This is a genomic window from Nonomuraea salmonea, from assembly GCF_042428605.1.
GTDB classification, from domain to species: Bacteria; Actinomycetota; Actinomycetes; order Streptosporangiales; family Streptosporangiaceae; genus Nonomuraea; species Nonomuraea salmonea.
Map to the genome: position 1 here is coordinate 171,262 of NZ_JBHMCF010000012.1, position 26,169 is coordinate 197,430.

General features: G+C 71.5%; 21 protein-coding genes and 1 pseudogene. 10 read left to right on the forward strand and 12 right to left on the reverse strand.

The window, feature by feature from the left end:
* The first annotated feature begins 31 nt into the window (after window positions 1-31).
* Both ACFFR3_RS17250 and ACFFR3_RS17255 read left to right on the forward strand, forming a co-directional pair.
* Complete coding sequence (locus ACFFR3_RS17250) at window positions 32-2,305, forward strand: protein kinase domain-containing protein (protein ID WP_379483428.1); 2,274 nt, start codon at window positions 32-34, stop codon at window positions 2,303-2,305.
* Window positions 2,306-2,388: 83 nt separating this feature from the next.
* Window positions 2,389-3,774, forward strand: coding sequence for a class II fumarate hydratase (locus ACFFR3_RS17255; RefSeq protein WP_379483429.1), 1,386 nt, complete (start codon window positions 2,389-2,391; stop codon window positions 3,772-3,774).
* A gap of 3 nt (window positions 3,775-3,777) precedes the next feature.
* Here ACFFR3_RS17255 and trpD read toward each other — a convergent pair whose 3' ends face one another.
* The gene (trpD, locus tag ACFFR3_RS17260; RefSeq protein ID WP_379483430.1) at window positions 3,778-4,845 is read right to left on the reverse strand and encodes an anthranilate phosphoribosyltransferase; all 1,068 of its coding nucleotides are present in this window, start codon (window positions 4,843-4,845) and stop codon (window positions 3,778-3,780) included.
* A gap of 242 nt (window positions 4,846-5,087) precedes the next feature.
* Here trpD and ACFFR3_RS17265 point away from each other — a divergent pair, with 242 nt between their 5' ends.
* The 3 genes from ACFFR3_RS17265 (at window position 5,088) to ACFFR3_RS17275 (ending at window position 9,057) form a co-directional block, all read left to right on the forward strand.
* On the forward strand, window positions 5,088-5,840 hold the full coding sequence (locus ACFFR3_RS17265; protein WP_364371529.1) for a 3-hydroxybutyrate dehydrogenase: 753 nt from the start codon (window positions 5,088-5,090) through the stop codon (window positions 5,838-5,840).
* Entirely contained in the window at window positions 5,840-7,720 is a 1,881-nt protein-coding gene (locus tag ACFFR3_RS17270) for a helix-turn-helix domain-containing protein (protein WP_364371532.1), read from the forward strand. Before ACFFR3_RS17265 ends, ACFFR3_RS17270 begins: the two co-directional genes overlap by 1 nt.
* Window positions 7,721-7,782: 62 nt before the next feature.
* Window positions 7,783-9,057 (forward strand): MFS transporter, encoded by a 1,275-nt coding sequence (locus ACFFR3_RS17275; RefSeq protein ID WP_364919119.1) that lies wholly within the window; start codon window positions 7,783-7,785, stop codon window positions 9,055-9,057.
* Here the strand turns inward: ACFFR3_RS17275 and ACFFR3_RS17280 are convergent.
* Window positions 9,018-10,282, reverse strand: a pseudogene (locus tag ACFFR3_RS17280) (RNA-guided endonuclease InsQ/TnpB family protein). The gene ACFFR3_RS17275 and the pseudogene ACFFR3_RS17280 overlap by 40 nt on opposite strands.
* A 149-nt stretch (window positions 10,283-10,431) precedes the next feature.
* Here ACFFR3_RS17280 and ACFFR3_RS17285 point away from each other — a divergent pair.
* Window positions 10,432-11,430, forward strand: coding sequence for an alpha/beta fold hydrolase (locus ACFFR3_RS17285; protein WP_345390091.1), 999 nt, complete (start codon window positions 10,432-10,434; stop codon window positions 11,428-11,430).
* Window positions 11,431-12,576: a tannase/feruloyl esterase family alpha/beta hydrolase gene (locus tag ACFFR3_RS17290; protein WP_345390094.1), complete on the forward strand. Its 1,146-nt coding sequence runs from the start codon at window positions 11,431-11,433 to the stop codon at window positions 12,574-12,576.
* Here ACFFR3_RS17290 and ACFFR3_RS17295 read toward each other — a convergent pair.
* Together ACFFR3_RS17295 and ACFFR3_RS17300 are read right to left on the reverse strand one after the other, a co-directional pair.
* Window positions 12,566-14,560 carry a glycosyltransferase family 2 protein gene (locus ACFFR3_RS17295; RefSeq protein ID WP_345390097.1) on the reverse strand — a complete coding sequence of 665 codons (1,995 nt, stop codon included), beginning with the start codon at window positions 14,558-14,560 and terminating at the stop codon, window positions 12,566-12,568. The two genes, ACFFR3_RS17290 and ACFFR3_RS17295, sit on opposite strands and share 11 nt — an antisense overlap.
* A gap of 71 nt (window positions 14,561-14,631) precedes the next feature.
* Entirely contained in the window at window positions 14,632-15,255 is a 624-nt protein-coding gene (locus ACFFR3_RS17300; RefSeq protein ID WP_364371550.1) for an aggregation-promoting factor C-terminal-like domain-containing protein, read from the reverse strand.
* Window positions 15,256-15,608: 353 nt separating this feature from the next.
* On the opposite strand from ACFFR3_RS17300, the gene ACFFR3_RS17305 reads away from it, so the two are divergent.
* Genes ACFFR3_RS17305 through ACFFR3_RS17315 form a run of 3 tightly spaced genes read left to right on the forward strand, consistent with a single transcriptional unit; the run spans window position 15,609 to window position 18,207 of the window.
* Window positions 15,609-16,283 (forward strand): response regulator, encoded by a 675-nt coding sequence (locus tag ACFFR3_RS17305; protein ID WP_355431278.1) that lies wholly within the window; start codon window positions 15,609-15,611, stop codon window positions 16,281-16,283.
* The gene (locus ACFFR3_RS17310) at window positions 16,280-17,704 is read left to right on the forward strand and encodes an ATP-binding protein (RefSeq protein WP_364371553.1); all 1,425 of its coding nucleotides are present in this window, start codon (window positions 16,280-16,282) and stop codon (window positions 17,702-17,704) included. Before ACFFR3_RS17305 ends, ACFFR3_RS17310 begins: the two co-directional genes overlap by 4 nt.
* On the forward strand, window positions 17,701-18,207 hold the full coding sequence (locus ACFFR3_RS17315; RefSeq protein WP_364371556.1) for a hypothetical protein: 507 nt from the start codon (window positions 17,701-17,703) through the stop codon (window positions 18,205-18,207). The genes ACFFR3_RS17310 and ACFFR3_RS17315 overlap by 4 nt, the downstream gene beginning before the upstream one ends.
* Here the strand turns inward: ACFFR3_RS17315 and phoH2 are convergent, their stop codons facing one another.
* From phoH2 to abmR, 8 genes are all read right to left on the reverse strand, one after another.
* Window positions 18,208-19,527: an RNA 5'-3' helicase PhoH2 gene (gene phoH2, locus ACFFR3_RS17320; RefSeq protein WP_345390103.1), complete on the reverse strand. Its 1,320-nt coding sequence runs from the start codon at window positions 19,525-19,527 to the stop codon at window positions 18,208-18,210.
* Between the two features lie 206 nt (window positions 19,528-19,733).
* On the reverse strand, window positions 19,734-20,495 hold the full coding sequence (locus tag ACFFR3_RS17325) for an isoprenyl transferase (protein ID WP_364371559.1): 762 nt from the start codon (window positions 20,493-20,495) through the stop codon (window positions 19,734-19,736).
* Window positions 20,496-20,538: 43 nt separating this feature from the next.
* Window positions 20,539-21,084, reverse strand: a complete 546-nt coding sequence (locus ACFFR3_RS17330) for a hypothetical protein (protein ID WP_345390107.1) — start codon at window positions 21,082-21,084, stop codon at window positions 20,539-20,541.
* 6 nt (window positions 21,085-21,090) lie between these two features.
* A complete protein-coding gene (locus tag ACFFR3_RS17335) occupies window positions 21,091-21,471 on the reverse strand; it encodes an SCO6045 C-terminal-like domain-containing protein (protein WP_379483431.1) in 381 nt (126 codons plus the stop codon).
* Window positions 21,468-22,283 (reverse strand): MbnB/TglH/ChrH family RiPP precursor modification enzyme, encoded by an 816-nt coding sequence (locus ACFFR3_RS17340; protein ID WP_379483432.1) that lies wholly within the window; start codon window positions 22,281-22,283, stop codon window positions 21,468-21,470. The genes ACFFR3_RS17335 and ACFFR3_RS17340 overlap by 4 nt, the downstream gene beginning before the upstream one ends.
* Window positions 22,284-22,434: 151 nt before the next feature.
* On the reverse strand, window positions 22,435-23,340 hold the full coding sequence (locus tag ACFFR3_RS17345) for a TIGR04222 domain-containing membrane protein (RefSeq protein ID WP_379483433.1): 906 nt from the start codon (window positions 23,338-23,340) through the stop codon (window positions 22,435-22,437).
* 187 nt (window positions 23,341-23,527) lie between these two features.
* Window positions 23,528-25,357 (reverse strand): phosphoenolpyruvate carboxykinase (GTP), encoded by a 1,830-nt coding sequence (locus ACFFR3_RS17350; RefSeq protein ID WP_364371824.1) that lies wholly within the window; start codon window positions 25,355-25,357, stop codon window positions 23,528-23,530.
* 213 nt (window positions 25,358-25,570) lie between these two features.
* Window positions 25,571-26,092: an ATP-binding transcription factor AbmR gene (gene abmR, locus ACFFR3_RS17355; protein ID WP_355431251.1), complete on the reverse strand. Its 522-nt coding sequence runs from the start codon at window positions 26,090-26,092 to the stop codon at window positions 25,571-25,573.
* Window positions 26,093-26,169 lie beyond the last annotated feature (77 nt).

Sequence of the window (26,169 nt, forward strand, 5' to 3'; positions counted from 1 at the left end):
CTTCCCAAGCGAGAATCGATATCTTCTTCTCATGCCGGAACAGCAGACACGCCTGCTCGCGGAGCGCTACGAGCTCATCGCCCCGCTCGGCCGGGGCACGATGGGAACCGTGTGGCGCGCCCGCGACCGCGCGCTCGGGCGCGAGGTGGCGGTCAAGGAAATCCGCCAGGACCCCGGGCTCACCGAGGAACAGCGGGCCGAGCTGCGCGAGCGCATGGTCCGCGAAGGACGTATCGCCTCGCGGATCAACCATCCGTCCGTGGCCTCCATCCACGACGTCCTCATCCAGGACAACAGCCCGTGGATCATCATGGAGCTCATCGAGGCCCGCTCCCTTGAGCAGGTGATCGAGGAGGAGGGGCCGCTGCCGCCGCGGCTCGTCGCGGAGATCGGCGTCGACCTGCTCGGCGCCCTCCGCGCCGCGCACGCCCAGGGCATCACCCACCGCGACGTCAAACCGGCCAACGTGCTCATCACCGAGAGCGGGCGCGTCGTGCTCACCGACTTCGGCATCGCCAAGGCCGAGGGCGACTCGCGGCTCACCAAGACCGGCATGGTCATCGGCTCCCCCGGCTACACCGCTCCCGAGCGGGCCCGTGGCGAGTACACCGGGCCCGAGTCCGACATCTGGTCGCTCGGGGCGACGCTGTACTTCGCCGTCGAGGGGCGGCCCGCGTACGAGCGGTCCACGATCGCCGAGACGCTGGCCGCGCTGCTCACCGAGAACGCCGACCCGCCCACCCAGGCGGGGCGGCTGCGTCCGGTGCTGAACGGGCTGCTCAACAAGGACTACCGGCAGCGCCTCGGCGCCGCCAAAGCGGAGACCCTGCTGCGCATGGTCGCCGACACCCCCACGAGCGAGATGCCGGCGCTGACGGCCGAGGCTCTTAAGGCGCAGGAGGCCGCTTTGCCCGACCCGTTCGCCCCCCAGTCCAAAACCTCCCAACCCCAGGGACGCGGCTCCCAACACCCCGGCGCAGCAGGCCAGGGCCCAGGCGCACAGGGCGGCCAGGGCGGACCGAGCGGCCAGGGCAGCCAGGGCAGGCCGGGAGGACCGGGTGCGCAGGGCGGCCAGGGCAGGCCGGGCGGCCCAGGTGGGCAGCGCCCGGGGATGCCGGTCAGCCCCGGCGGACCGGGCGCGCAGGGCCCCGGCATGCCCGGCGCTCCCGGCGGTCAAGGCGGTCCCGGCGGTCAAGGCGCCGGTGGACAGGGTGGCCCTGGTAGGCAGGGCGGCCCGGGTGGCGGGCAGGCTCCCACGGGGCCTGGCCGGCGACCGGCCGCTGCTGCCGGCGGCCGTGGCCCCGCGTCGGGTGCGCACCCGGCATCAGGCCCCCACAGTGCCACGGGCCCACAGGGTGCTTCCGGATCAGGCCCGCACGGACCCACGGGCCCGCAGGGGGCTCCCGGGTCTCGGGGTGCCACGGGTCCGCATGCTGCTTCAGGGCCGCAGGGCGGCGCGCGGGGTGCGAACTCGCCGACCATGCCCCAGGTCACCCCTCCCAGCTATCCCCCACCGGGCCAGCAGCAGGCTTTCGCCTCCCCGGCCCCGGGCGGCGCTCCCGGGACGGCACCGGGCCGGCCGGGAAACGGCCCGCACGGCAACACGCCGGGCGGCGCGGGCAGCGGGCCCTACGGAAGCGCGCCGGGCAATGGCCCGCACGGAGGCCCCCAAGGAAGCCCCCAAGGCGGGCCGCGCGGCGGTGCCCAGAGCGGCCCTCAAGCTCCCACCGGCCCTCAAGCTCCCACCGGGCCGCACGGGACCGCCCAGAGCGGCCGTCAGGCACCCACTGGACCGCACGGGACCGCCCAGGGCAGCGCTCAGGCGCCCACCGGGCCGCACGGGTTCGCCCAGGGTGGGCCCGGCGCGCCTCAGGGTGGGCCGCGTGGCGGTGCGGGCGGAGGGGGCGACGACTACGACCCCGAGCGGACGGTCAGCATCTCGCGCCCCAAGGGCCCCTTCCCGTCGGCTCCTGACCAGGGCGCGGGCGGCCGGCCACCTCAGGGTGGCGACGAGGGTGCGGTGGTCACCACTCGCATCCCGACCCCGCCCAAGAACCCACCGGGCCAGCAGGTCTACCCGGTGCCCCCGCCCCAGCCGGGCCAGCAGCCGGGCCAGCCGCAGCCGGTCGGGCCGCAGCAGGGCATCAGCGAGAGCCACGGCCTCGGCACGGACCTGTTCGCGATCGCCGGCCCGGAGGAGAAGCAACCGGCCGGCAACCGCAACGGCATGCTGGTCCTGATGGCGGTGGCCGCCGCGGCCGCCGTGGTGATCGCCGTCCTCATCGTGGCCCTCTTCTCCAGCTGACCCGCTCCAGAGCACCCACGCCTCCCCGGGAAACGCCGGTGGGGTTCAGGGGGAGAGCTACGCGGTGGGTAAGACTGGACGGCATGAGTGAGTTCAGGATCGAACATGACTCCATGGGTGAGGTGCGCGTGCCGTCCGGCGCCAAGTGGCGGGCGCAGACGCAGCGGGCCGTAGAGAACTTCCCGATCTCGGGGCGGACGCTGGAGCCGTCCCACATCGCGGCGCTCGGCCTGGTCAAGGCGGTGGCGGCGGAGGTCAACGGCGAGCTGGGCGTGATCGAGAAGGACATGGCGGAGGCCATCGCCCAGGCCGCGGCGGACGTGGCGGAGAACGAGCACGACGCCCAGTTCCCGATCGACGTCTTCCAGACCGGCTCGGGCACCTCGTCCAACATGAACGCCAACGAGGTGATCGCGATGCTGGCCGAGGAGCGGCTGGGCCGCCCGGTGCACGCGAACGACCACGTGAACGCCTCGCAGTCGTCCAACGACGTGTTCCCGACGTCGATCCACGTGGCGGCGGCCACGGAGGTGACGTACCACCTGCTGCCCTCGCTGCGCCATCTGGCGGAGGCGCTCAGGGAGAAGGCGGTGGAGTTCGACGGGGTGGTGAAGTCGGGCCGTACGCACCTCATGGACGCCACGCCGGTGACGCTGGGCCAGGAGTTCGGCGGGTACGCCACGCAGCTTGAGCACGCGGTGGTGCGGGTGACGGCGGCGCTGGAGCACGTCCTGGAGCTGCCGCTGGGCGGCACGGCGGTGGGCACGGGCATCAACACGCCGCAGGGGTTCGCGCAGCGGGCGATCGCGAAACTGCGCGAGGCGACGGGCATCCCGTTCCTGGAGGCGCGCGACCACTTCGAGGCGCAGGGCGCGCAGGACTCGATCGTGGAGCTGTCGGGACAGCTCAAGGTGGTGGCGGTGTCGCTCACCAAGATCGCCAACGACCTGCGCTGGATGGGCTCGGGGCCGCGGGCGGGGCTGGGCGAGATCAACCTGCCCGACCTGCAGCCCGGCTCGTCGATCATGCCGGGCAAGGTCAACCCGGTGATCCCCGAGGCCACGGCGATGGTCGCGGCCCAGGTGATCGGCAACGACGCGGCGATCACGTTCGCGGGCGCGTCGGGCGCCTTCGAGCTGAACGTGCAGCTGCCGGTGATCGCGCGCAACATCCTGGAGTCGATCAAGCTGCTGGCGAACGTGTCGCGGCTGCTCGCCGACCGCTGCGTCGCCGGGATCACGGCGAACGTGGACCGGCTCCGTGAGTACGCGGAGTCGTCCCCGTCCATCGTGACCCCGCTGAACCGCTACGTCGGCTACGAGGAGGCCGCGAAGATCGCCAAGCAGGCCCTGGCGGAGCGCAGGACGATCAGGGAGGTCGTCATCGAGCGCGGCCACGTCGCCGCCGGCACGCTGACCGAGGAGCAGCTCGACGCGGCCCTCGACGTCCTGTCGATGACCAGGCCGTGACGCTCAGCCGGAGCTGACGGGCCGCAGCCGGGCGGCGGCCTCCTGGGTGGCGTGCGCCCAGCGGGTGAGCAGCGACAGCGCCGCGCCGGAATCGACCGCGTCGGCGGCCCGCTTGACGGCGGCGGCCAGCGCGGGCGTCAGCTCGGCGGCGGGCGGCGTGCCGTCGGCGGCCACCAGCGCGGCGGCGGCGTTCAGCAGGACGACGTCGCGCACGGGCCCCGGCTCGCCGGCGAGCACCGCGCGGGCGACCTCGGCGTTGTGCCGGGCGTCGCCACCGCGCAGGTCGTCGGGGCGCGCCCGGGCGATCGACAAGTCGAGCGGGTCGAAGGTCGTGCGGGTGACCGCGCCGCGGCGTACCAGCCAGATCGTGGAGGGGCCGCAGGTGGTCAGCTCGTCGAGCCCGTCGTCGCCCCGGAAGACGAGCGCGGAGCAGCCGCGCTCGGCCAGCACGCCCGCGATCACGGGCGCCATCGACGGATGGTAGACGCCGACGGCCTGGGCGGGCGGCAGCGCGGGGTTGGTGAGCGGGGCCAGGAAGTTGAAGACGGTCGGCACGCCCAGCTCGCGGCGCGGCGCCGAGGTGCGTTTGAGCGCCGGGTTGAAGGCGGGCGCGAAGCAGAACGTGATGCCGGTCTCCTCCACCACCCGTACGACGGCGGCGGGCGGCAGGTCGACGACCACGCCCAGCGCCTCCAGCACGTCGGCGGAGCCGGCCATGGAGGAGGCGGCGCGGCCGCCGTGCTTGACCACCTTGGCGCCGGCGGCGGCGGCCACGACGGCGGCCATGGTGGAGATGTTCACGGTGCCCGCGCGGTCACCGCCGGTGCCGACCAGGTCGACGGGGTCGCCGGGCACCCGGATGGCCGCCGACCTGGCCAGCATGCCGTCGGCCAGGCCCGACACCTCGGCGACGCTCTCGCCCTTGGCGCGCAGCGCGACGGCGAACGCGGCGATCTGGGCGTCGGTGGCGCGCCCTGACATGATCTGGTCCATCGCCCACGCGGCCTGGCGGGAGGTGAGCGACACGCCGTCGAGCAGCGTGGTGAGGAGCTGCGGCCAGGTGGAGGTCATGGGTTCCCCTTCTCGTCTGTGCTCGACGGGGGGACACCCACCACACGGTGACGGCCGCCTCGTCGAGGCGGCCGTGTGCGTATCGCGCCGGGAGGACCGCCTAGGAGGCGGACCACCACTGGGACAAATACGCGATCATGCCTCCCAACATAGCAGACGCCGCTGATCCACATAGGACGCCGCGCATCTATGTCGCTCGGCCCCATGCTGCCCGCGGGGGTCGAGCGCCTAGGGTGCGAGGTATGGCGAAGGAGCTGACGGGGCGGACGGCGCTGGTGACGGGCGCCGGCGGCGGCATCGGGGCGGCCTGCGCCCGGCGTCTGGCCGCGGCGGGGGCCAGGGTGCTGGTCGTGGACGTGCGGGCCGAGTCCGCCGAGAGGGTGGCGGGCGAGGTGGGCGGCACGGCCGTGGTGGCCGACCTGAGCGATCCCGGCTTCGTGGCGGCGCTGCCCGGCGAGCCGGTGGACATCGTGGTGAACAACGCGGGCTTCCAGCACGTGGCGCCGATCGAGGAGTTCCCGCCGGAGGTGTTCGCCACGATGCTCAAGGTGATGGTGGAGGCGCCGTTCCTCATCGCGCGAAAGGTGCTGCCCGGCATGTACGCCAGGGGCTGGGGCCGGTTCGTGAACATCTCGTCGGTGCACGGGCTGCGGGCCTCGCCGTACAAGTCGGCTTATACGACGGCCAAGCACGCGCTGGAGGGGTTCTCCAAGGTGGTGGCGCTCGAAGGGGCGCCCCACGGGGTGACCTCGGTGTGCGTCTGCCCCGCGTACGTGCGGACCGGGCTGGTCGAGGCGCAGATCGCCGACCAGGCGCGGGTGCACGGCATCGACCCCGAGCAGGTCGTGACGGACATCATGCTCGCACCGGCCGCGATCAAGCGGCTGATCGAGCCGGAGGAGGTGGCCGACATGGTCGCCTACCTGTGCGGTCCGGGCGGGTCGTTCATCACGGGCGTGTCACTGCCCGTGGACGGCGGCTGGACGGCGCGGTAGTGGTCAGGCGGTTTCTCGAGCTGCTGGCCAGGGAGGCGTCGGCGGTCGAGTTCGAGGGGCCGATCATCCAGGCGCGGGCGGCGGGCGCTGACCCGGCGGCGATCGAGGAGCTGGAGCAGGCCAAGGTCGAGGCGCTGAAGGTACGCGACCTGCTCAAGCGGCGGGCGCGGCGCGAGGCGGAGCTGTCGGCCCTGTACGACACCGCCGGCGACCTCGCCGCGCTGCGCGACCTCGACGCGGTGCTGGAGGCCATCGTGCACCGGGCCAGGCAACTGCTGGCGACCGACATCGCGTACATGACGCTGCACGACCCCGAGCGCGGCGACACGTACATGCGGGTCACCGACGGGTCGATCTCGGCGAAGTTCCGTGCGCTGCGGCTGGCGATGGGGCACGGGCTGGGCGGGCTGGTGGCGCAGACGGCGACGCCGTACGCGACGGCCGACTACTTCGCCGACGCCCGCTTCCGGCACAAGGAGCACATCGACGAGGCGGTCACCGAGGAGGGTCTGGTCGCGATCCTGGGCGTGCCGCTGCGGCTCGGCCAGCGGGTGATCGGCGTGCTGATGGCGGCAAACCGCAGCGCGCGGCCGTTCCACCAGGAGGAGGTGTCGCTGCTGGCGAGCCTGGCGGCGCACGCCGCGGTGGCGATCGACAACGCCAGGCTGCTGCAGGAGACCAGGAACGCGCTGGAGGAGCTGTCCCAGGCGCACAGGACGGCCAGGGAGCACGGCGAGGCGGTCGAGCGGGCCGCGCTGGCGCACGACCGCATGACCTCGCTGGTGCTGCGCGGCGGCGGCATCGAGGACGTGGCGGCCGTGGTGACCGACGTGCTGGGCGGGTCGCTGGCGGTGCTCGACGACCTGGGCAGGGCGATCAGCGGTGACGTGGGCGAGCTGGACGCGGGGGTGTTCGAGGCGGCGCAGGCGTCGCGGGCGCTGGGGCGTACGGTGCGCAGGGGCGACCTGCTGATCGCCTCCGTGGACGTCGGCGGCGAGCCGCTGTGCACGCTGATCCTGCGCAGCGACGACGCCGACGAGCGGATCCTGGAGCGGGCGGCGCTGGTGTGCGCGCTGCTGCTGCTGTTCCGCAGGAGTGTGGCGGAGGCCGAGGGCCGGGTCAGGGGCGAGCTGCTCGACGACCTGATCTCCCGGCCCGAGTCGCCCGGCCTGTCCGACCGTGCCCGCAGGCTGGGCATGGACCTGGGCGCGCCGCACGTCGTGGTGGTGGTCAAGCACGGGGGTCAGCGCGAGCGTGCCGCGTTCTGGGCGTCCTCGCAGGCCGCCGTACGCCACGGGCTGGCCGCGGGCCGCGGCGACGAGGTGGTGCTGCTGCTGCCCGGCGACGACGCGGGCGGCGTGGCCCGGCGGGTGGCGGCGGAGCTGACGGCCTCGCTGCACAGCGCGGCGACGGCGGGCGCGGCCCGGGTGGGCGGCTCATGGGCGGGCTCCCGGCAGCAGGCCGGCGCGCACGAGGTCGCGGCGGCCTACCAGGAGGCGCGCAGGTGCGCGGACGCGCTGATCGCGCTCGGCCGCGCGGGCGACGGGGCGGGCGCGGTCGAGCTGGGCTTCGTGGGGCTGCTCATGGGCGACGGCCGCGACGTACGCGGCTTCGTCACCCGGGTGCTCGGCCCGCTCATCGACTACGACGCGCGCCGGGGCACCGCGCTGGCCGACACGCTGAGCGCGTACTTCGGGACGGGCGGCTCGCCGTCGCGGACGGCCGAGGCGCTGCACATCCACGTCAACACCGTCACGCAGCGGCTCGACCGCGTCGCCAAGCTGCTCGGCGACGGCTGGACGGACCCCGAGCGGGCCCTGGAGATCCAGCTCGCGCTGCGCCTGCACCGGCTGGGCCGCACCGACGACCCACACAGCTGAGCGGAAGACTGTGGGCTCCCGCACCATATGAGTGACTCCGGTCACACCCTACGGTGACCGGCATGGCCACTTCCATCAAGAAGATCGTCGCCGCGAGCCTGATCGGCACCACCATCGAGTGGTACGACTTCTTCCTGTACGGCTCGGCAGCCGCCCTGGTGTTCAACAAGCTCTTCTTCCCCGACTCCGACCCGCTGACCGGCACGCTGCTGTCGTTCCTCACCTACGCGGTCGGCTTCGTCGCCCGGCCACTCGGCGGTCTGGTCTTCGGCCACTTCGGCGACCGGATCGGCCGCAAGACGCTGCTGGTCGTCAGCCTGCTGATGATGGGCACGGCGACGTTCCTGATCGGCTGCCTGCCGACGTACGAGACGCTCGGGCCGGCCGCCGCGCTGGTGCTGACGGCGCTGCGGCTCGTGCAGGGCTTCGCGCTCGGCGGGGAGTGGGGCGGCGCGGTGCTGATCGTCTCCGAGCACGGCGACACGGCGCGGCGCGGCTTCTGGGCCTCCTGGCCGCAGGCGGGCGCGCCGGGCGGCAACCTGCTGGCCACCGGCGTGCTGGCGGCCCTGGCCGCCTGGCAGTCGGACGAGGCGTTCCTGTCGTGGGGGTGGCGGGTGCCGTTCCTGCTGTCGGGGGTGCTGGTGCTGATCGGCCTGTGGATCCGGCTGACGATCACCGAGTCGCCGGTGTTCCAGGCGGCGCCGCCGGAGCCGCGCGCGCCCATCGTCGGAGTGCTGCGCCATCACAGCAAGGACGTGGTGGTGGCGATCGGCGCCCGGCTCGCCGAGAACATCTCCTTCTACCTGCTGACCGTCTTCGTCATCACGTACGCCACGCAGAGCGGCATCGACAACTCGACCGTGCTGAACGCGGTGCTCGTCTCCTCCGCCATCCACTTCGTGACGATCCCGATGTGGGGCGCCCTGTCGGACCGGGTGGGCCGCCGCCCGATCTACCTCGCGGGCGCGGCGGGGATCGGCGTGTGGATCTTCGCGTTCTTCCCGCTGGTGGGCACCGGCAACTTCTTCGCGATCACGCTGGCGGTCACCGTCGGCCTGCTCTTCCACGGCATGATGTACGGCCCGCAGGCCGCCTTCTTCTCCGAGTTGTTCGGCACCAGGACCCGCTACACCGGCGTCTCGATCGGCGCGCAGCTGTCGGCCATCGTGGCGGGCGCCCTCGCCCCGATCATCGCGGTGGCCCTGCTGCGCGAGTACGCCAGCAGCGTGCCGATCTCCATCTACCTCGCGCTCGCGGCGGTGCTCACGCTGGCCGCCGTGTACGCGGCGCGCGAAACTCAGGGCAGCGACCTCGCGGAAAGGACGACCACGCGTTGACATTCCCCCCTCCTAAGGAGGGGGAGTCCCACGGTCGCCCGTGGGCCTTCCTGCTTCACCGCCGATTGCCCGCCCGAGAGGACTCTCGTTGAGGTCTTACACCAGCTCCACAGGCGTTTCAGCTCTCCGCCAGCCCGGCGGCGAGCACATTCTTGGCCGCGTTGACGTCCCGGTCGTGGACCGCGCCGCAGGCGCATACCCATGCGCGGATGGTCAGCGGCATCTTCTCCCGCAATGCGCCGCAGGACGAGCACAGCTTGGAGGAGGGGAACCAGCGGTCCACCGCCATCAGGGTGCGCCCGTACCAGGCGGCCTTGTACTCCAGCATCGACCGCAGCTCGCGCCAGCTCGCGTCCGAGATGGCGCGAGCCAGGCGGCGGTTGCGGACCATGTTGCGAACGTTCAGGTCCTCGATCACGACCGTTTGGTTCTCACGGACGAGCCGAGTGGTCACCTTGTGCAGGAAGTCCCTCCTGCGATCGGCGATGCGGGCGTGCACCCGCGCCACCTTCAGGCGGGCCTTGGCCCGGTTGTTCGACCCCTCCTCCTTGCGGGCGAGGTTCCGCTGGGCCTTGGCCAGTGTGCGGCGGTCGCGACGCTCGTGCCGGGGGTTGACGATCTTCTCGCCGGACGACAGCGTCACCAGGGCCGTGACCCCCGCGTCGACCCCCACCGACCGCTCCACCGGCGCAAGCGGGACGATCTCCTCCTCCACCAGGATCGACACGAACCAGCGCCCAGCCGCGTCGCGGGACACGGTCACCGTGCTCGGCTCCGCCCCCTCGGGAAGCGGGCGCGACCAGCGGATGTCGAGCGGGGCGTCCATCTTCGCCAGCGTCAGTGCGCCGCCGCGCCAGCGGAACGCCGATCGCGTGTACTCGGCCGAGGCCCGCGACCTCTTGCGGGACTTGAACGCCGGATACCCGGCCCGCTTGGCGAAGAAGTTCGCGAAGGCCGCCTGAAGGTGGCGCAATGCCTGCTGAAGGGGGACCGAGGACACCTCGGACAGGAAGTCGAACTCGCCGCTGCGTTTCCACTCCGTCAGCTGCGCCGAGGACTCCACGTAGGAGACCCTGCGACCTTCCAGCGCGTAGACACGGGTGCGCTCTTGCAGGGCCTTGTTGTAGACGAGGCGGACGCAGCCGAACGTCCGGGCGAGCTCCTCGGCCTGCCCGGACGTCGGATAGAAGCGGTACTTGTAGGCCCGCTTCACGACCTGCGCCACACCTCGCAGCGTACCGAACGATCAGCCAAGAATCGTGTGTTTGTTCGAAACTGCGTTTTGCCTGGCGGCGAAACGCTTGCCCCTGTCCTGCTTCGCAGGGGTCCGATTCCTCCCTCGCCTGAAGGCGGGGGTTTCCTCGGAGGTCTTCGATGAAGGTCACCACATCCAGGCTCACCCAGCACGTCATGACCGTCGAGGGCAGGGACACCGGCACGCCGGTGCTGTTCGTGCACGGCAACGTCTCCTCGTCGGCGTTCTGGCGCGACACGCTGACGGCGCTGCCCGAGGGCTTCCGGCCGCTCGCGGTGGACCTGCGCGGCTTCGGCGACAGCGACCCCTCGCCGGTGGACGCCACCAGGGGCCTGCGCGACTACTCCGACGACCTCGTCGAGCTGATCGAGGCGCTCGACCTCGGCGGCGTCCACCTGGTCGGCTGGAGCCTGGGCGGCGGCGTGGTGCTGCAGCTCCTGCGCGACCGCCCGGCACTGGTCGGGAGCGTCACGCTGGTCAACCCGGTCTCCCCGTACGGCTGGGGCGGCACGGAGGGCCCTGAGGGCCGTCTGACGCACCAGGACGGCACCGGCTCCGGCGCGGGCGCGGCCAACCCCGACTTCGTGGCCAGGCTCAGGGCCGGCGACCTGTCGGAGGAGTCGCCGACGTCGCCGCGCAACGTCTTCAGGACCACGTACGTCAAGAACCCGGTCCCCGACGAGGACTTCTACCTGCGCTCGATGCTGACCACCCGGGTCGGCGAGTCGCACTACCCGGGCGACGCGGTCGCCTCCGACGCCTGGCCGGGCGTCGCTCCGGGCAAGACCGGCGTGCTGAACGCCATCTCCCCCGTCCACTTCCGCCTGGACGACCTGCACGAGATCGACCCGAAGCCGCCGATCCTGTGGATCAGGGGCGCCGACGACGTGATCGTCTCCGACACCTCGCTGCTCGACCTCGCCCACCTGGGCGCGATCGGCGCGGTGCCCGGCTCGCCGGGCACGCCCGCGCAGCCCATGGTGACGCAGATGCGGGCGGTGCTGGAGCGCTACGGCGACCACCGCGAGGTCGTGCTGGACGACTGCGGCCACAGCCCGCACATCGAACGTCCTGAGGACTTCCGCCGCGTGCTGGCCGAGCACCTCGGGGAGGCGTAGATGTTCGTCGCGCTCACCCTGGTCGCGAGCCTGCTCACCCCGGTGCCGAAGCTCACCGTGCCCGGCGCGGAACACGTCGAGGTCGCCGTGCTGGCCGACCTGACCACGGCGGGCACGGTCGCGAGCGGCCACACCGACCCCGCCGACTGGGCGGGCCTGCACTCGGCCGCCACCGTCAACCCCACCGGCGTGCCGGGCACGCAGATCGACGGCTACTTCCCCGACACCTCCACCGGCAACGCCACGCACGGCTGGAACCACGACTCCCAGTTCGTCATCAGGCTGCCGAAGACGTGGAACGGCGGTCTCGTGGTCAGCGGCACGCCGGGCAACAGGGAGCAGTACGCCAACGACTACACGATCTCCGACTGGGTGCTGTCGAAGGGCTACGCGTTCGCCGCCACCGACAAGGGCAACGTGGGCGTGGACTTCCACCTCGACGGCCGCCGCCCAGGCGACGCCATCGCCGAGTGGAACGACCGGCTCACCCAGCTCACGGTGGCCGCCAAGGCCGTCGTCAAGCGGCACTACGGCCGGTCGGCCAAGCGCACGTTCGCGGCCGGCATCTCCAACGGCGGCTACCTCGTCAGGTGGCAGCTGGAGAACCGCGGCCGGCTCTACGACGGCGGCATCGACTGGGAGGGCACGCTCTGGCGGGTCAAGGGCGACGACCTGCTGAACTTCCTGCCGCAGGCGCTCAAGGCGTATCCGGACGAGCAGGGGGTGCGGGCGGCCGGGTTCGCGGCCGGGTCGGAGTTCCTGTGGCCGTTCCACCGGGACTACTACTGGGAGCTGACCCAGGAGCTCTACCAGAAGGAGCTGGACCCGGCGTACACGGGCGCGCCGGCCGACTACGACTACGACGCGCGCCGGCCGTACGCGGCCATGGCGAAGATCGGGCTGACCGGCCGCATCACCAAGCCGCTGATCACGCTGCACGGCACGCTGGACACGCTGCTGCCCATCACGCGCGACTCCGACGTCTACGCGAAGATGGTCGGCCCGCACCGCCCCTTCCGCTATCACCGCATCGAGGGCGGCAACCACCTCGACAGCCTCGTCGACGTCTACCCCGACCGGCTCAAGCCCATCCTGCCGGCCTTCAGGAACGCCTTCGGCGAGCTGGAGCGCTGGGTCAGTCCTTGAGGTAGCGATGGCCGCCCGCGCGCGCCAGGCGCACGATGTGCCGCGCGCCGGGCAGTCTCCTGCCGAGCCGGTGCAGCGCCGTGTCGCGGCCCATGGGCGAGTGCTCGGGGTCCGCGGCGGCGGCCGGCCTGGCCTCGATCCTGCCGCGGCGCATCTCCAGCGCGAAGCGCAGCCCGACCTCCTCCTCGGACGAGCGCAGCGAGCACATCCAGGCGCCTGGCCCGAGGTGCTCGACGCCCGGCAGCAGCCGCTTGACCGGCACCTTGGCGACGAGCTGGCCCGCGATCCTGCCCGGCACCCCGGCCTCGACCAGGGCGGGCGCGCACACCTCGCGGGCCCGCTTGCCGGTGCCGCGCATCACCAGCTCCAGGGGCGGCCCGCCGCTCGGCGGCACGTACGGCACCGGCAGCACCACGTACGCGTGCCCGCCGATGTGCCTGACCTCCACGCCCGGCGAGACCAGCGCGATCGACTCCGAGAACGAGCGCGGCTCGACGGCCAGGCCCAGCTCGCCCTGGTCGCTCCAGCACGGCACCACCAGCCGCATCCTGGGCCGCTGGGCCAGCACGCCCAGGCAGTTGAGCGGCCCCTCGGGGCGGCTGACGCGGCTCCTCGCCTGGTTGGCGCCGGAGAACATGCGGACGTGCACCTCCCACTGTCCTGGCCGCAGCGGCTCGCCCAGGGCCGCCTGGGTGACGTCCAACCGGGTCTCGCCCTTGATGCGCACCCGCATCCTGCGGCGGCCGTCCTCGATCCGCTCGACCTCCTGGGTCAGCGGCAGGAAGTGCACGAGCCCGGTCTCGGTGTGGCGGACGTACAGCTCGACGCGGGCCCGCTCGACGGCCTCGGTGATGTCGGTGATGTCGTCGGGCAGCCTCTTGGTGTCGAGCGCGCGCGGCGGGATCCAGTGCAGGCGGTCGCCGTCCACCCGGTAGCGGTCGGGCGTTCCGTCGCCGGTCACCACCTCGACGCTCACGCCGAGCACCAGCACGTGGGCGTCCCAGCGCACCTCGGTGAGGTCGGCGCGCAGGCCCGCCTTCCTGGTGGCGTTCGCCATGAGCACGATCTGGTCGAGGCGGCCGGCGCGCACGTACGCGGCCACCACGCGCAGCTGCACCGGCAGGTGGCGGTCGAGCCGCTCGGGGAAGCGGCGCTCGGTCAGCTCCTGGGCGACCCTGAAATGCGCGCCCCGGTCGACCGAGGAGTCCGCGAACTTGCTGGTGACCAGCGGGCGCAGCACCGCCTGGCGGAACCAGTGCGCGTAGACGCGGTCGCGCTGGCGGCCCTCACCGAGGTACATGTCCACGTCGTCGAGCAGCCGGTGCAGCTCCTTGACGATGGCCCTCGGGTCCTCCTCGGTGCGCGGCCGCTCCCCCAGATGGCAGCAGACGTGCTCGGCCAGCACCGCGATGACCTTGGCGTGCAGGTACGCCCGCGTCACGAACGCCTGCTCGCCCATGCGGCTGCCCGGCACGGAGAAGCCCAGCTCGTGCTCCTCCAGGAACGCGCGCCGGTAGAGCTGCTGCGGCGTCAGCACGGTCAGCAGCCGGTCGCGCAGGATGTCCCCCCGCGAGGTGCTGCGCTCGAAGGCGGTCATCGGCGGGCCCCAGTCGCGTACCAGGCGGCCCACCAGCACGTCGGCGTCGCTCTCCACGGCGCGCTCGTACATGCGGGCCAGGGCGTCCCGCTCCAGGCGGTCGTGCTGGCCGAGGAAGAAGACGTAGTCGCCGGCGGCCGCGGCGAGGCCCACGTTGCGTCCGCGCATGGGCGAGCCCGTGTGCGGCAGGTGGAGCGCGCGAGCGTTCTGCCTGATCGCGGCGATGGCGTCGAGGCGCTCGGCGATCCCGTCCGTGGACCCGTCGTCCACGAAGATCACTTCGTATTCGTCCGCGGGCATCGTCTGCTCCATCGCGGAGCGGATGCACGCATCGGCGGTGTCACCCGGATTGAGGACATCGACGATCACACTGACCTTCACACCCATGCGGCCCAGCGTGCGCCCGTATACAGGATGGGGCGCGACGGCTTGCCGATTGGAGAAGGAAAGTTGACCCGCTAATACCAACCCACGGACTGAGAGTGGCCCCAGGCGCCGCAGGGCGTGCCGTAGCGGCCCTTGATGTAGCCGAGACCCCACTTGATCTGGGTGGCGGCGTTGACCTGCCAGTCGGCGCCCGCGCTGGCCATCTTGCTGCCGGGCAGCGACTGCGGGATGCCGTACGCGCCGGAGTAGCGGTTCATCGCCCGCTCGTTCCAGCCGCTCTCCTTATGCCAGAGCCGCTCCAGGCAGCCCCACTGGTCGGCGCCGAACCCGAACGAGGCCATCATCGCCTTCGCGGTGGCCTTGTTGCTGCCCGGCGAGGGGTTGCTGCCGGGCGGGAAGTTCGCGGCGGGGAAGCCGTCACCGCCCGGCGCCCGCTTGGGCACCACCCAGTCGAGGCCCTTGCCCTCGGCGCCGGTGCGCTTCTTCTTGAGCTGGTCGGCCCGGTAGGCCTGCTCGGCTTCGGACTTGAGCAGGTCGGCCTCGGGGTCGGGGGCGTAGAGGTCGCCGCTGGCCAGCTTGCCGAGGTCTTCCATGGTGAAGGACTGCGGCGGCTTGTTGGCGTTCTCGACGGCGCGGTAGGCGACGAACCCGCCGCCGCCGGCGACGACGGCCACCGAGAGCACGGTGATGATCACCCGCTTGGGGGTGACGCGCGAAGGCCGGCGCCTCGGCGGAAGGTCTTCCTTCGGGGGGCGCTCGCTCAGCTTCGGACCGGGGCTCACGATGCATGAGCTTGCCCTGTCCTAGGGGGTGCTCCGCAACCGAAACGCGGGAATTGCTTGCCGTAAATTTCACCAACCACCTGGTTGGCTCCGGATTTCCGAAATATTGTGATGTTGGTCACAATAAGGGTGGCTGCCCTTCAGGCGCCCGTAACGGAAGGGAAGCCGCTTACAGCGTTCCGTGCGCACTTCCGGATCTCATCTACGACATGTCACAGTTCGGTGACACAACCCGGGTAATCAGGACATGGAATAATAATGTGCGCGTGGCTGGCATCCTCCTTGTAGAAGACGATCCCTCGGTGCGCACGGCTCTGGAGCTGGCGCTGACCCGGCAGGGACACTCCGTCACGTCGTACGCGACGGGTGAGGAGGCGCTCGACCACATCAGAGCCCGCCGCCCGGAGATCGCGATCCTCGACGTCATGCTCCCCGGCATCGACGGCATCGAGGTGTGCCGCCGCGTCCGCAAGCTCGACCAGCTCCCCGTCATCCTGCTCACCGCACGAGGCGACGACCTCGACGTCGTGGTGGGCCTCGAGGCCGGCGCCGACGACTACGTGGTCAAGCCGGTCGAGCCGCGCGTGCTCGACGCCCGCATCCGCGCCGTGCTGCGCAGGGCGGAGTCGGCCGCGTCCGACCGCATCACGTTCGGCGAGCTCGTCATCGACAGGGGCGCGCTGAAGGTCACGCTGTCCGGCAAGGAGATCCACCTGACGCCGACCGAGCTGCGGCTGCTGCTGGAGCTCGTCCGCCACCCCGGGCAGGTGCTCAACCGCCGCTACCTGCTGCGCGCGGTCTGGGACCACACCCACATCGCCGACTCGCGCCTGGTGGACGCCTGCGTGCAGCGCATCAGGGCCAAGATCGAGCCCAAGCCGGGCGAGCCCGTCTTCATCCACACCGTGCGCGGCTTCGGCTACCGGTTCAGCCCGCCGTGAGGCTCCCCCGCATCCCTCGTCCCACCGGGCTGCGCGCCCGCCTGGTCATCACCTTCACCCTCGTCGCCGTCGGCGCGGCGCTGCTGGTCGCGACCATCGGCTACGAGCTCGCCAAGTCCGCGCTGGTCTCCAGGGCGGAGACCACCGCGCTCGACGTGGTGACCAGGGAGCTGAGCAGCATCACGTTCCCGGTCGGCAAGCTCAGGCCGGGCGAGGCACCGCCGTCGCAGCGCGACCTGCAGCGCGTCGCCCACGCGCTGAGCGGGCCAGGCCGCAGCGTCTTCGTCGAATACCGCAACATGGTCGCCGCCGAGGGCCCGCTGTCGATGAGCGACGTGCCCAACGAGCTGCACGGCCGCGCCAAGCAGAGCGTCGTCACCCAGCGCAAGATCATCAGGGATGAGCTGTATCTCATCGTCGGCGCCGAGGTCTACCGCGCGAACGCCGGCGTGCCCGAGGCCACGGGGCTGCGCGCGTTCGCCTTCTTCCCGCTGCACGACGACGAGGCCCAGCTCGCCACCCTGCGGAACGCCCTCACCAGGACGAGCATCGTCATCGTGCTCATCGCGCTGGTCGTGGCCCTGCTCTCGGCCCGCCAGGTGCTGCTGCCGGTACGCCGCCTCAGCGCCGCCGCGCAGGCGCTCGGCGAGGGCCGCCTGGACACCCGCCTGCCCGTCCACGGCCAGGACGAGCTGGCCGGGCTGACCGCCAGGTTCAACGACGCCGCCGCCGCACTGGAGCTGAGCGTGGCCGAGCTGCGCTCGCTGGAGGCCATGTCACGCAGGTTCGTGGCCGACGTCTCCCACGAGCTGCGCACGCCGCTGACCGCGATGACCGCCGTCGCCGACATGCTCTTCGAGGAGGCCGACCACCTGCCCGAGGCGCCCGCCGAGGCCGTCAGGCTGGTGCTCAGGGAGATCGAACGGCTGCGCGAGCTGGTCGAGCACCTCATCGAGGTCAGCCGCTTCGACGCCGGCACCGCCACGCTCAACCTGGAGCCGGTCAACGTGGCCGACAGCATCGCCGACTGCCTGGAGGTGCGCGGCTGGAGCGACCAGGTGACGGTGAAGGCGTCGCAGGGCCTGACCGCCCACCTCGACCCCAGCAGGTTCGACGTCATCGTGGCCAACCTGGTCGGCAACGCGCTCAAGCACGGCCTGCCCCCGGTGCTGGTCAGCGCCAGGGCCACCGAGAACGGCCTGGAGGTCAAGGTGCGCGACCACGGCAAGGGCATCCCGCACGAGGCGCTGCCGCACGTGTTCGACCGCTTCTTCAAGGCGGGCGCGGGTCGCGCCCGCAGCCAGGGCAGCGGGCTGGGCCTGGCCATCGCCCGGTCCAACGTGCTGCTGCACGGCGGCACGATCTCCGTACGCCCTCAGACCCCCGGCACTCTCTTCACCGTCTGGCTGCCGCACTCATGAAGATCATCCGCGTGCTCGCCGTCGTCTCCCTGCTGGCCGGGGCGGCCTGCGGCATCTCGCCCACCGACGTGCAGGACCGCGGCAACGCCCCCACCGTGAAGATCCCGCCGCCGTCCAAGACGATCTACCTCATCAGGGACGGCAAGCTCACCCTGGAGCCGGCCGACGTCGAGGACGACACCGTGGACAGCCTGCTCGGCGCGCTCTTCGGGGCCTCCAGGCAGCCGCTGCTCGACGGGCGGGACACGGCGCTGCGCGGGTTCACGTACCTGCGGACCAAGAACTCCGTCAACCCGCCGCAGCGGGACGAGATCCAGCTCCCGCGCACCTCGACGCTGACCGTCTACATCCGCGGCGAGGGCACGCTCACCAGGATCGGCATCGCGCAGATCGTCTGCACCGCGCAGCAGGACGCGGCGTTCGAGCAGGTGAAGATCATCCGCGACAACCCGAACCGCCCCCCGAAGGTCGAGGGGCGGTACACCTGCGGCGAGCTCAAATGATCACATGGTGATGTCCTCGAGCATCTCCGTGACCAGCGCGGCGATGGGCGAGCGCTCGGACCTGGTCAGCGTGACGTGGGCGAAGAGCGGGTGGCCCTTCAGCTTCTCCACGACCGCGACCACGCCGTCGTGCCTGCCGACCCGCAGGTTGTCGCGCTGGGCCACGTCGTGGGTGAGCACCACCCGCGAGTTGGCGCCGATGCGGCTGAGCACGGTGAGCAGCACGCCGCGCTCCAGCGACTGGGCCTCGTCCACGATCACGAACGCGTCGTGCAGCGACCGGCCGCGGATGTGCGTGAGCGGCAGCACCTCCAGCATGCCCCGATCCAGCACCTCTTCGATCACCTCGGGCGAGGTGATGGCGCCGAGCGTGTCGTAGACGGCCTGCGCCCACGGGCCCATCTTCTCGCCCTCGGTGCCGGGCAGGTAGCCGAGCTCCTGCCCGCCGACCGCGTAGATCGGGCGGAAGACGACGACCTTGCGGTGCTGGCGGCGCTCCAGGACCGCCTCCAGGCCCGCGCAGAGCGCCAGCGCCGACTTGCCCGTGCCGGCCCTGCCGCCCAGCGAGACGATGCCGATCTCCGGGTCCATCAGCAGGTCGAGCGCGATGCGCTGCTCGGCCGAGCGGCCGTGCAGGCCGAAGACCTCGCGGTCGCCGCGGACCAGCTTGACGGACTTGTCCGGCTGCACCCGCCCGAGCGCCGAGCCCTTGGCCGACAGCAGCCGCAGGCCGGTGTGGGCGGGCAGGTCTCTGGCCTCCTCGAGGTCGGCGGTGCCCACGTCGAAGAGCGTCTCGACGTCCTCCGCGGTCACCTGGACCTCGGCCATCCCCGTCCAGCCGGACTCGTGCACCAGCTCGGCGCGGTACTCCTCGGCGGCCAGGCCGATCGAGGCCGCCTTGACCCGCATCGGCAGGTCCTTGGAGACCAGGACGACGTCGCACCCCTCGCTGGCCAGCGAGCGGGCCACCGTGAGTATGCGCGTGTCGTTGTCGCCCAGGCGGAATCCGACCGGCAGAATGGATGGGTCGCTGTGGTTGAGCTCAACCCTGATCGTGCCGTCCCCCGTGGGCATCGGCTCGTCCAGCCGGCCGTGCGTGACCCGAAGCTCGTCGAGGTAACGCAGAGCCTTCCTGGCGAAATAGCCGAGCTCTGGATGATGCCGCTTACCTTCCAGCTCCGTGATGACCACGATCGGAAGGACGACGTCGTGCTCGGCGAACCTGGTCATGGCCGCCGGGTCGGCCAGCAGCACCGAGGTGTCCAGCACGTACGTGCGCTTCGCCGGCTGGGAATTAGGGTTGCTCGAGGACACTGCCACACGTTCTCCCCCGGGTGCCCCTTGGTGCGGGCACCCTGCAGACGAGGTGGGAATCGGACCGGACCCGCGTCCCCGACCGCTTCACGCCGTCGGCGCCGGAGTCCGGCCCCCTCGGCATGTGATGGTGCAAAGGCGGGCCCTCTCCGAAATGTCCGACCTGTGGCCGGACATTTCCAACGTTACGTCCTAGATACCCGATTGTCGCGTCAGGAACCGTAACGTCGGTGTCTCGCAGCGTAATCGCGCAGCGCCCGCAGGAAGTCGACCCTGCGGAAGTCAGGCCAGTAGGCCTCGTGGAAGTAGAACTCGGAATGAGCGCTCTGCCAGAGCATGAAGCCCGACAGACGCTGCTCGCCCGAGGTCCGGATGAGGAGGTCCGGGTCGGGCTGGCCGCGAGTGTAAAGATGCTCCGCGATGTGCTCCACATCGAGCACCTCGACGAGGTCCTCGATGCTCGCTCCCCTGCTCGCTTGCTCCTGGAGCAGTGAGCGCACCGCATCGGCAATCTCACGCCTTCCTCCATACCCAACTGCAACGTTCACAATCAGGCCCGGACGGTGTGATGACGCTTCTTTTGCATTCTTCAGGACATTCGCCGTGCGGTCCGGCAGCAGGTCGAGCGCTCCGACGGGGATGATCCGCCAGCCCTCGGCCACCAGCTCCTGGGTCACGTCCTCGATGATGCGCAGCAGGGGCTCCAGCTCCTCGCGCGGCCGGTTGAGGTTGTCGTTGGACAACATCCAGACCGTGACGACCTCGACGCCGGTCTCCCGACACCAGCCGAGAAGCTCGGAGATCTTGTCCGCGCCCTTGCGGTGGCCCGAGGACACGTCTCCCATGCCCCTGGCACGCGCCCAGCGGCGATTGCCGTCGATGATGACCCCGACGTGCCGGGGGATGCTGTCCTTGGACAGCTTGGCCTCCAGCCGGTGCTCGTACAGCCGGTAGACCAGATTGCGCAGGCCCACGGAGCGCCTCCCCAGCGGTGCTGATTGACCTAACAGGCAATTATCACCGCGATTCGCCCGTGCCTGCTCCGCCTCCCAGATTCCTCGCCATATCTCTACCTTTCAGACACCCTTCCGCCTCATTCAGCAGCTCACGGACGAACCCCGCCAGCTCAGACGAGGTCAGCACCGCTCTCGTGCCGACGCCGCTGGCGGCCCACGCCTCGACGTACGCCCTGCGGGTCAGCCGCCACTCGCCGCGTCCCGCCTGCCAGACCGGGATCGTCCTGAGCTGGCAGCGCAACTCGCCGCCCGGCAGGCCGGCCCTGGTGCGGTAGCGGAAGGAGAACAGCTCGCCGTCGGGCTCGTCGCCCGGGAAACGGTCTTCGGGATCGGCCCAGCGGCGGGCCGCGCCCCTGCCTTGGCGGGCCTCGTCGACGCCGCGGGCCAGCCGGGCCAGCAACCAGCCGCAGCGCTCCCCCACGCTGCCGTAGGGGGTGCCGTCGCGGTGGAGCTCAAGGGTGACCTCGTACGGCGCGCCGACGCTGTCGGTGCACGCGACAGGAGTGACGGTCAGGTAAGAGCCGTCGACACAGCGTAGTCCTCCCATCCCCTGTCAGTTTCCGGGCGGATGCCGCCTAAACCCCGCCGCCAACCGCCTCCACCAGGGCTTTTCCGGTACGGGCTCCGGCTCCATCAGGCCGCGCTCCCGCAGCCAGTCGGCGAAGCCGGCGGCGTCCGTCCGGTAGTCCGGCGGGGGCGTGGCCCTGCTTCGCGCGTACGCCTCGAACTCGGCGGCCAGGTCATGCCCCGCGGCGGCGGCCACGTCGGGACTGATCCGCGCCACGATGGCCCGCCGCTTGGCCAGCAGGCTCGCGGCCTGCACCCGCATCCGCTCCTCGTCGAACCCGCCGGGCACCTCGCCACCGGTGACCAGCGCCGCCACCACCCTGGCCTGGATGTCCGCCAGCCTGGCCCGCTCCCGCTCAGGGGTCATCGCCGGTCCCCGGCCACGCTCATGGCCGTCCTGATCCTGGTCAGCTCGTCCGCCAGCACGGCGTCGCTCGGATACTCGTCGTCCCACTCCAGCAGCACCCCGGGCGGGGTGGCGCGGGCGCACAGCTCGGTGAGCAGGTCGAGGACCTCCTGGGGGGCGGTCGTGGTGTGGGTGTCGTGCCAGATGCCGTGGGCCTCGTAGCCGCCGGCGACGTGCACGTACGCCAGGTGCTCCAGCGGGAGCACGTCCAGGGCCTGCACGGCGGGCAGGCCCAGGTTGACCTGGTTCGTGTGGAGGTTGGCGACGTCGATGAGCAGGCCCACGCCCGTGGCCGTCACCAGCTCGGCCAGGAACTCCGCCTCGGTCAGCTCGTCGTCCGGCCAGCCGAAGATGGCGGCCACGTTCTCCAGGGCCAGCGGCACGGGCAGCGCGTCCTGGGCGCGGCGCACGTTCTCGATGACGACCCTCAGCGAGTCCCGGGAGCGCGGGACCGGCAGCAGGTGCCCGGCCTCCACGCCGCCGCCGCGTACGAACGCCAGATGCTCGCTGACCAGCGGCGAGCCCAGTGCCTCGGCGCATTCCGCCAGGTGTGCGAGCCTCGCCGGGTCGGGCGGCTCCGCCCCGCCGACCCCGAGCGACACGCCGTGCGGGATCACCGGCAGGCCCCTGCCCCGCAGGATCCGCAGGGACTCCGGCAGGCGGGCGGGCCTGATGTTCTCGGCGACCACCTCCACGAAGTCGACGCCGTCCATGCGCTCGATCGTCAGGTCCAGCTCCGACCGCCACCCGATCCCCACACCCAGTCGCGCCACCCCGGCCTCCTCACCCCGGCTCCTCCACACCCATGTCCATCGCGTCCGGACTTGTCGAGACTCATCCGCTCCGCCAAGCCCCGTCCCATTCCAAGCGGCTCGCCACGACCGGTGCTTCCCGTTGCGCCGGTCGTGGCGAGCCGTGGTCCGGTCAGCTGCCGCCGCCGCAGCCACCACCGCCGCAGCCACTCCCACCGCCGCAACTGCTGCTCCCGCCGCCGCAGCCGGAGGAAGCGCCGTAGGTCGCACCTCCGGGGACGTAGCCGCCGCTGGAGCTCCGGGTGGGGATCCGGCCCGTCTGAACGGGCCGGCGTGACGGGCGGCGGAGCTCCTTGCGCAGGATGTCGTCGCGCAGTGCGGCCGTCCCGTGCAGCGCGATGGACGTGGCCTCGTCGCCGGCGTTCGCGGCCCGCCTGGCCGCGTCCAGGACCTCTTGGCCGGCCGGCGTGAGCGCCGCCGCCATCGACCGCCGGTGGCCGCGGAGCATGATCCCCGCGGCCACGGCGGTGCCCCCGAAGACGACCAGGGCGAGCAGCGCGTACGAGCCGGGTCCGGCGGACAGCCCCACCCCCGCGAAAGCCGCCCCCACGACCGCCGCCACCACCGTCACCAGCAGCCGGCGCGCCCACGCACGCAGCCGCCACACGCCGTCGTCCCCCACGACCAGCCCGTCCTCCGCGAGGCGGCGCCTGATCTCGTCGACGGCGATGCTGCCCGCCACCTCACTCTTGAGCACGGCCACGTTCCGCCCCGACCGGCCGACGACCAGGTTGATGACGACGTTCTCGACGGACTCCTCGCCGGCCGGGCCGCGCTTGACCTTGTGGATCCGCCCGCCGCTCCCGAGGCGCACGGCGCCGGAGCTCACCAGCAGGGCGATCGCGGTCTCGGCGGCCCGCAGCGGCCCGCCCGCCAGGTAGGCCAGCTCGTACAGCTCCACGGTGCGGCGTCCGAGCTCGATGGGCGTCCCGCTGCGGACGGCCCGCCACCGTCCTGCGGCCGCTGCGGCGGTGAAGAGGGCCAGGATCACCGCGGCGATCAGCAGAAAAAGGTTCATGAACGACCTCCCCTCGTGCGGTCGATCAACGTCATGTCCTGAGACGTGACTCCTGCATTGCACGGTAAAAGGGCGGTCCGCTCGAACCGGGGTTTTGCTCCTTTAGCTCCCCGCCTTCGCGCGAAAGAACGGCGCCGGCCGTCGCGGTGACGGCCGGCGCCGTGGTGGCGGCCCCGAGGGGCCTCGATCAGCCGAGGCGCTCGAGCAGGGCGTGGTACTCGTCCCACAGCTCCTTGGGCAGGTGGTCGCCGAACTTCTCGAAGTGGGCCGGGATCAGCGCCGCCTCCTCGCGCCAGACGTCCTTGTCGACGCTCAGCAGCGTGCGCAGGTCCTCATCGGACAGGTCCAGGCCCTCGGTGTCGAGGTCGGCGGGCAGCAGCCCGATCGGCGTGGGCACGGCCTTGGCCTCGCCGTTGAGGCGCTCCACGATCCACTTGAGCACCCGGCTGTTCTCACCGAAGCCCGGCCAGACGAACCTGCCTTCGGCGTTCTTGCGGAACCAGTTGACGTAGTAGATGCGCGGCGGCTTCGCGCCCTTGCGGCGGCCGATCTCCAGCCAGTGACCGAAGTAGTCGCCCATGTTGTAGCCGCAGAACGGCAGCATCGCGAACGGGTCGTGGCGCAGCTCGCCCACCTTGCCCTCGGCCGCGGCGGTCTTCTCGGAGGCGACGTTGGCTCCGAGAAAGACGCCGTGCTCCCAGCTCAGCGACTCCGTCACCAGAGGGACGGCGGTCGCCCGGCGCCCTCCGAACAGGATCGCCGAGATGGGCACGCCCTTGGGGTCCTGCCATTCAGGCGCGATGGTCGGGCACTGCGCGGCGGGGGTGGTGAAGCGGGCGTTCGGGTGGGCGGCCGGCTCGTCGCTGTCCGGCGTCCACGAGCGGCCCTTCCAGTCGGTCAGGTGCGCCGGCGGCTGCTCGGTGAGCCCTTCCCACCACACGTCGCCGTCGTCGGTGAGCGCGACGTTGGTGAAGATGCTGTTGCCCCAGAGCGTCCTGACCGCGTTGGCGTTGGTCACCTCGCCGGTGCCGGGGGCCACGCCGAAGAAGCCGGCCTCCGGGTTGATCGCGTAGAGGCGGCCGTCCTCGCCGAAGCGCATCCAGGCGATGTCGTCGCCGATCGTCTCGACCTTCCAGCCGGGGATCGTGGGCTGGAGCATGGCGAGGTTCGTCTTGCCGCAGGCGCTCGGGAAGGCGGCGGCGATGTAGCGGGTCTCGCCCGACGGCGGCGTGAGCTTCAGGATGAGCATGTGCTCGGCCAGCCAGCCCTCGTCGCGGGCCATGACGCTGGCGATGCGCAGGGCGTAGCACTTCTTGCCGAGCAGCGCGTTGCCGCCGTAGCCGGAGCCGTACGACCAGATCTCGCGGGTCTCGGGGAAGTGGCTGATGTACTTCGTCGAGCTGCACGGCCACGGCACGTCGGCCTGGCCGGGCTCCAGCGGCGCGCCTACGGAGTGCACGGCCTTGACGAAGTCGCCGCGCTCCTCGATGAGCCGCAGCGCCCGATCGCCCATGCGGGTCATCACACGCATGGAGACGGCGACGTACGGGGAGTCGGTGATCTCGACGCCGAGCTGCGAGATCTCCCCGCCCAGCGGGCCCATGCAGAACGGGACGACGTACATGGTCCTGCCGCGCATGCAGCCCTTGAACAGCTCGCCGAACGTGCGGCGCATCTCGGCGGGCGCGATCCAGTTGTTGGTCGGCCCCGCGTCCTCCTCGCGCTCCGAGCAGATGAACGTGCGGTCCTCGACGCGGGCCACGTCGCTCGGGTCGGACTTGGCGTAGAAGCTGTTGGGCCGGGCGGCCAGGCGCGTGAACGTCCCCTGCTCGACGAGGAGGTTGGTGAGCCGCGTCCACTCCTCCTCAGACCCGTCGCACCACTCGACGCGGTCCGGCTGGGTAAGGGCGGCGACCTCGTTCACCCACGCGGCCAATTCCTTATTGCTGGTGGGTGCGGTTACTTCTACGGAAACGGACACGGCGCTGACTCCTCCACTCTCCCAGGGCCCAGTCATCATTAACGACGAAGCGGCTTTCACGCCAATTGGCATAGACCTGTCGGTCAGGCCGTCGCCGCAGGCAGCGGCCCTGACGATTGGGGGAGCCTACCCAGGAAGAGGAGATTTAAAAGAGGAAATTCTCGGCAGTGGTCCAGACCAATAGGGCTGGTCTGAACCAATTTCCGAAGTGGTTTAGTCCATTCGCCGGTCCGTTTCCGCTGGCGGGTCTCAGGAATTGACGTCGGGGCCCGCGGCGCGAACGCGGTCGACGTGCTGCAGCGCGTCTCTCAGATCTGCCAGCCACGTGTCGGTGTGTCTGCCGACCAGGCGTACGCACCACGCGAGCGCGTCGCTGCGGCTTCTGGCCACGCCGGCGGCCACGAGCGTGTCGAGCACCTGGCGCTCGGCCTGGCGCAACCGGGTCATGACGGGCACCGACAGTGTGGTGAACATCACAGTCTCGCCCCCGCACACCACACCCCAGGAGACCTTCTGGCGGAACTTGTGCTCGGCCTCCCTGGCGATCTCGATCCGCCGCTCCCTGGTCTCCTCCCTGAAGCGGCGGGCCAGCCCGTCGATCAGCGCGGCCCGCTCGGCCTCCGGCACGTCCTGCGGCGGGTCGGGGAGCGGACCCAGGACCGCGATCTCCTCGCGGTCGACGATGATCTCGGGAGCGCCGGTGAACCAGTCGCCGGGCAGCCGTCCGGTGAACCACCCGCGCACCTGCGCCGTCACGTCATCTGTTGCCATGTAATCAACATTACATACTTGCGGCGCCTTTGCACGTGCTTGAGGGCGGAGGTTCTTCCGGGTGGATCTTCCGGGTG

Coding starts and splice junctions, on each gene's coding strand:
- ACFFR3_RS17345 (WP_379483433.1), bottom strand. CDS start 23,340: ATGAACCTTTTTCTGCTGATCGCCGCGGTGATCCTGGCCCTCTTCACC.
- ACFFR3_RS17315 (WP_364371556.1), top strand. CDS start 17,701: ATGAAGATCATCCGCGTGCTCGCCGTCGTCTCCCTGCTGGCCGGGGCG.
- ACFFR3_RS17285 (WP_345390091.1), top strand. CDS start 10,432: ATGAAGGTCACCACATCCAGGCTCACCCAGCACGTCATGACCGTCGAG.
- ACFFR3_RS17295 (WP_345390097.1), bottom strand. CDS start 14,560: ATGGGTGTGAAGGTCAGTGTGATCGTCGATGTCCTCAATCCGGGTGAC.
- ACFFR3_RS17290 (WP_345390094.1), top strand. CDS start 11,431: ATGTTCGTCGCGCTCACCCTGGTCGCGAGCCTGCTCACCCCGGTGCCG.
- ACFFR3_RS17250 (WP_379483428.1), top strand. CDS start 32: ATGCCGGAACAGCAGACACGCCTGCTCGCGGAGCGCTACGAGCTCATC.
- abmR (WP_355431251.1), bottom strand. CDS start 26,092: ATGGCAACAGATGACGTGACGGCGCAGGTGCGCGGGTGGTTCACCGGA.
- trpD (WP_379483430.1), bottom strand. CDS start 4,845: ATGACCTCCACCTGGCCGCAGCTCCTCACCACGCTGCTCGACGGCGTG.
- ACFFR3_RS17330 (WP_345390107.1), bottom strand. CDS start 21,084: ATGGGAGGACTACGCTGTGTCGACGGCTCTTACCTGACCGTCACTCCT.
- ACFFR3_RS17350 (WP_364371824.1), bottom strand. CDS start 25,357: ATGACTGGGCCCTGGGAGAGTGGAGGAGTCAGCGCCGTGTCCGTTTCC.
- ACFFR3_RS17255 (WP_379483429.1), top strand. CDS start 2,389: ATGAGTGAGTTCAGGATCGAACATGACTCCATGGGTGAGGTGCGCGTG.
- ACFFR3_RS17275 (WP_364919119.1), top strand. CDS start 7,783: ATGGCCACTTCCATCAAGAAGATCGTCGCCGCGAGCCTGATCGGCACC.
- ACFFR3_RS17265 (WP_364371529.1), top strand. CDS start 5,088: ATGGCGAAGGAGCTGACGGGGCGGACGGCGCTGGTGACGGGCGCCGGC.
- ACFFR3_RS17335 (WP_379483431.1), bottom strand. CDS start 21,471: ATGACCCCTGAGCGGGAGCGGGCCAGGCTGGCGGACATCCAGGCCAGG.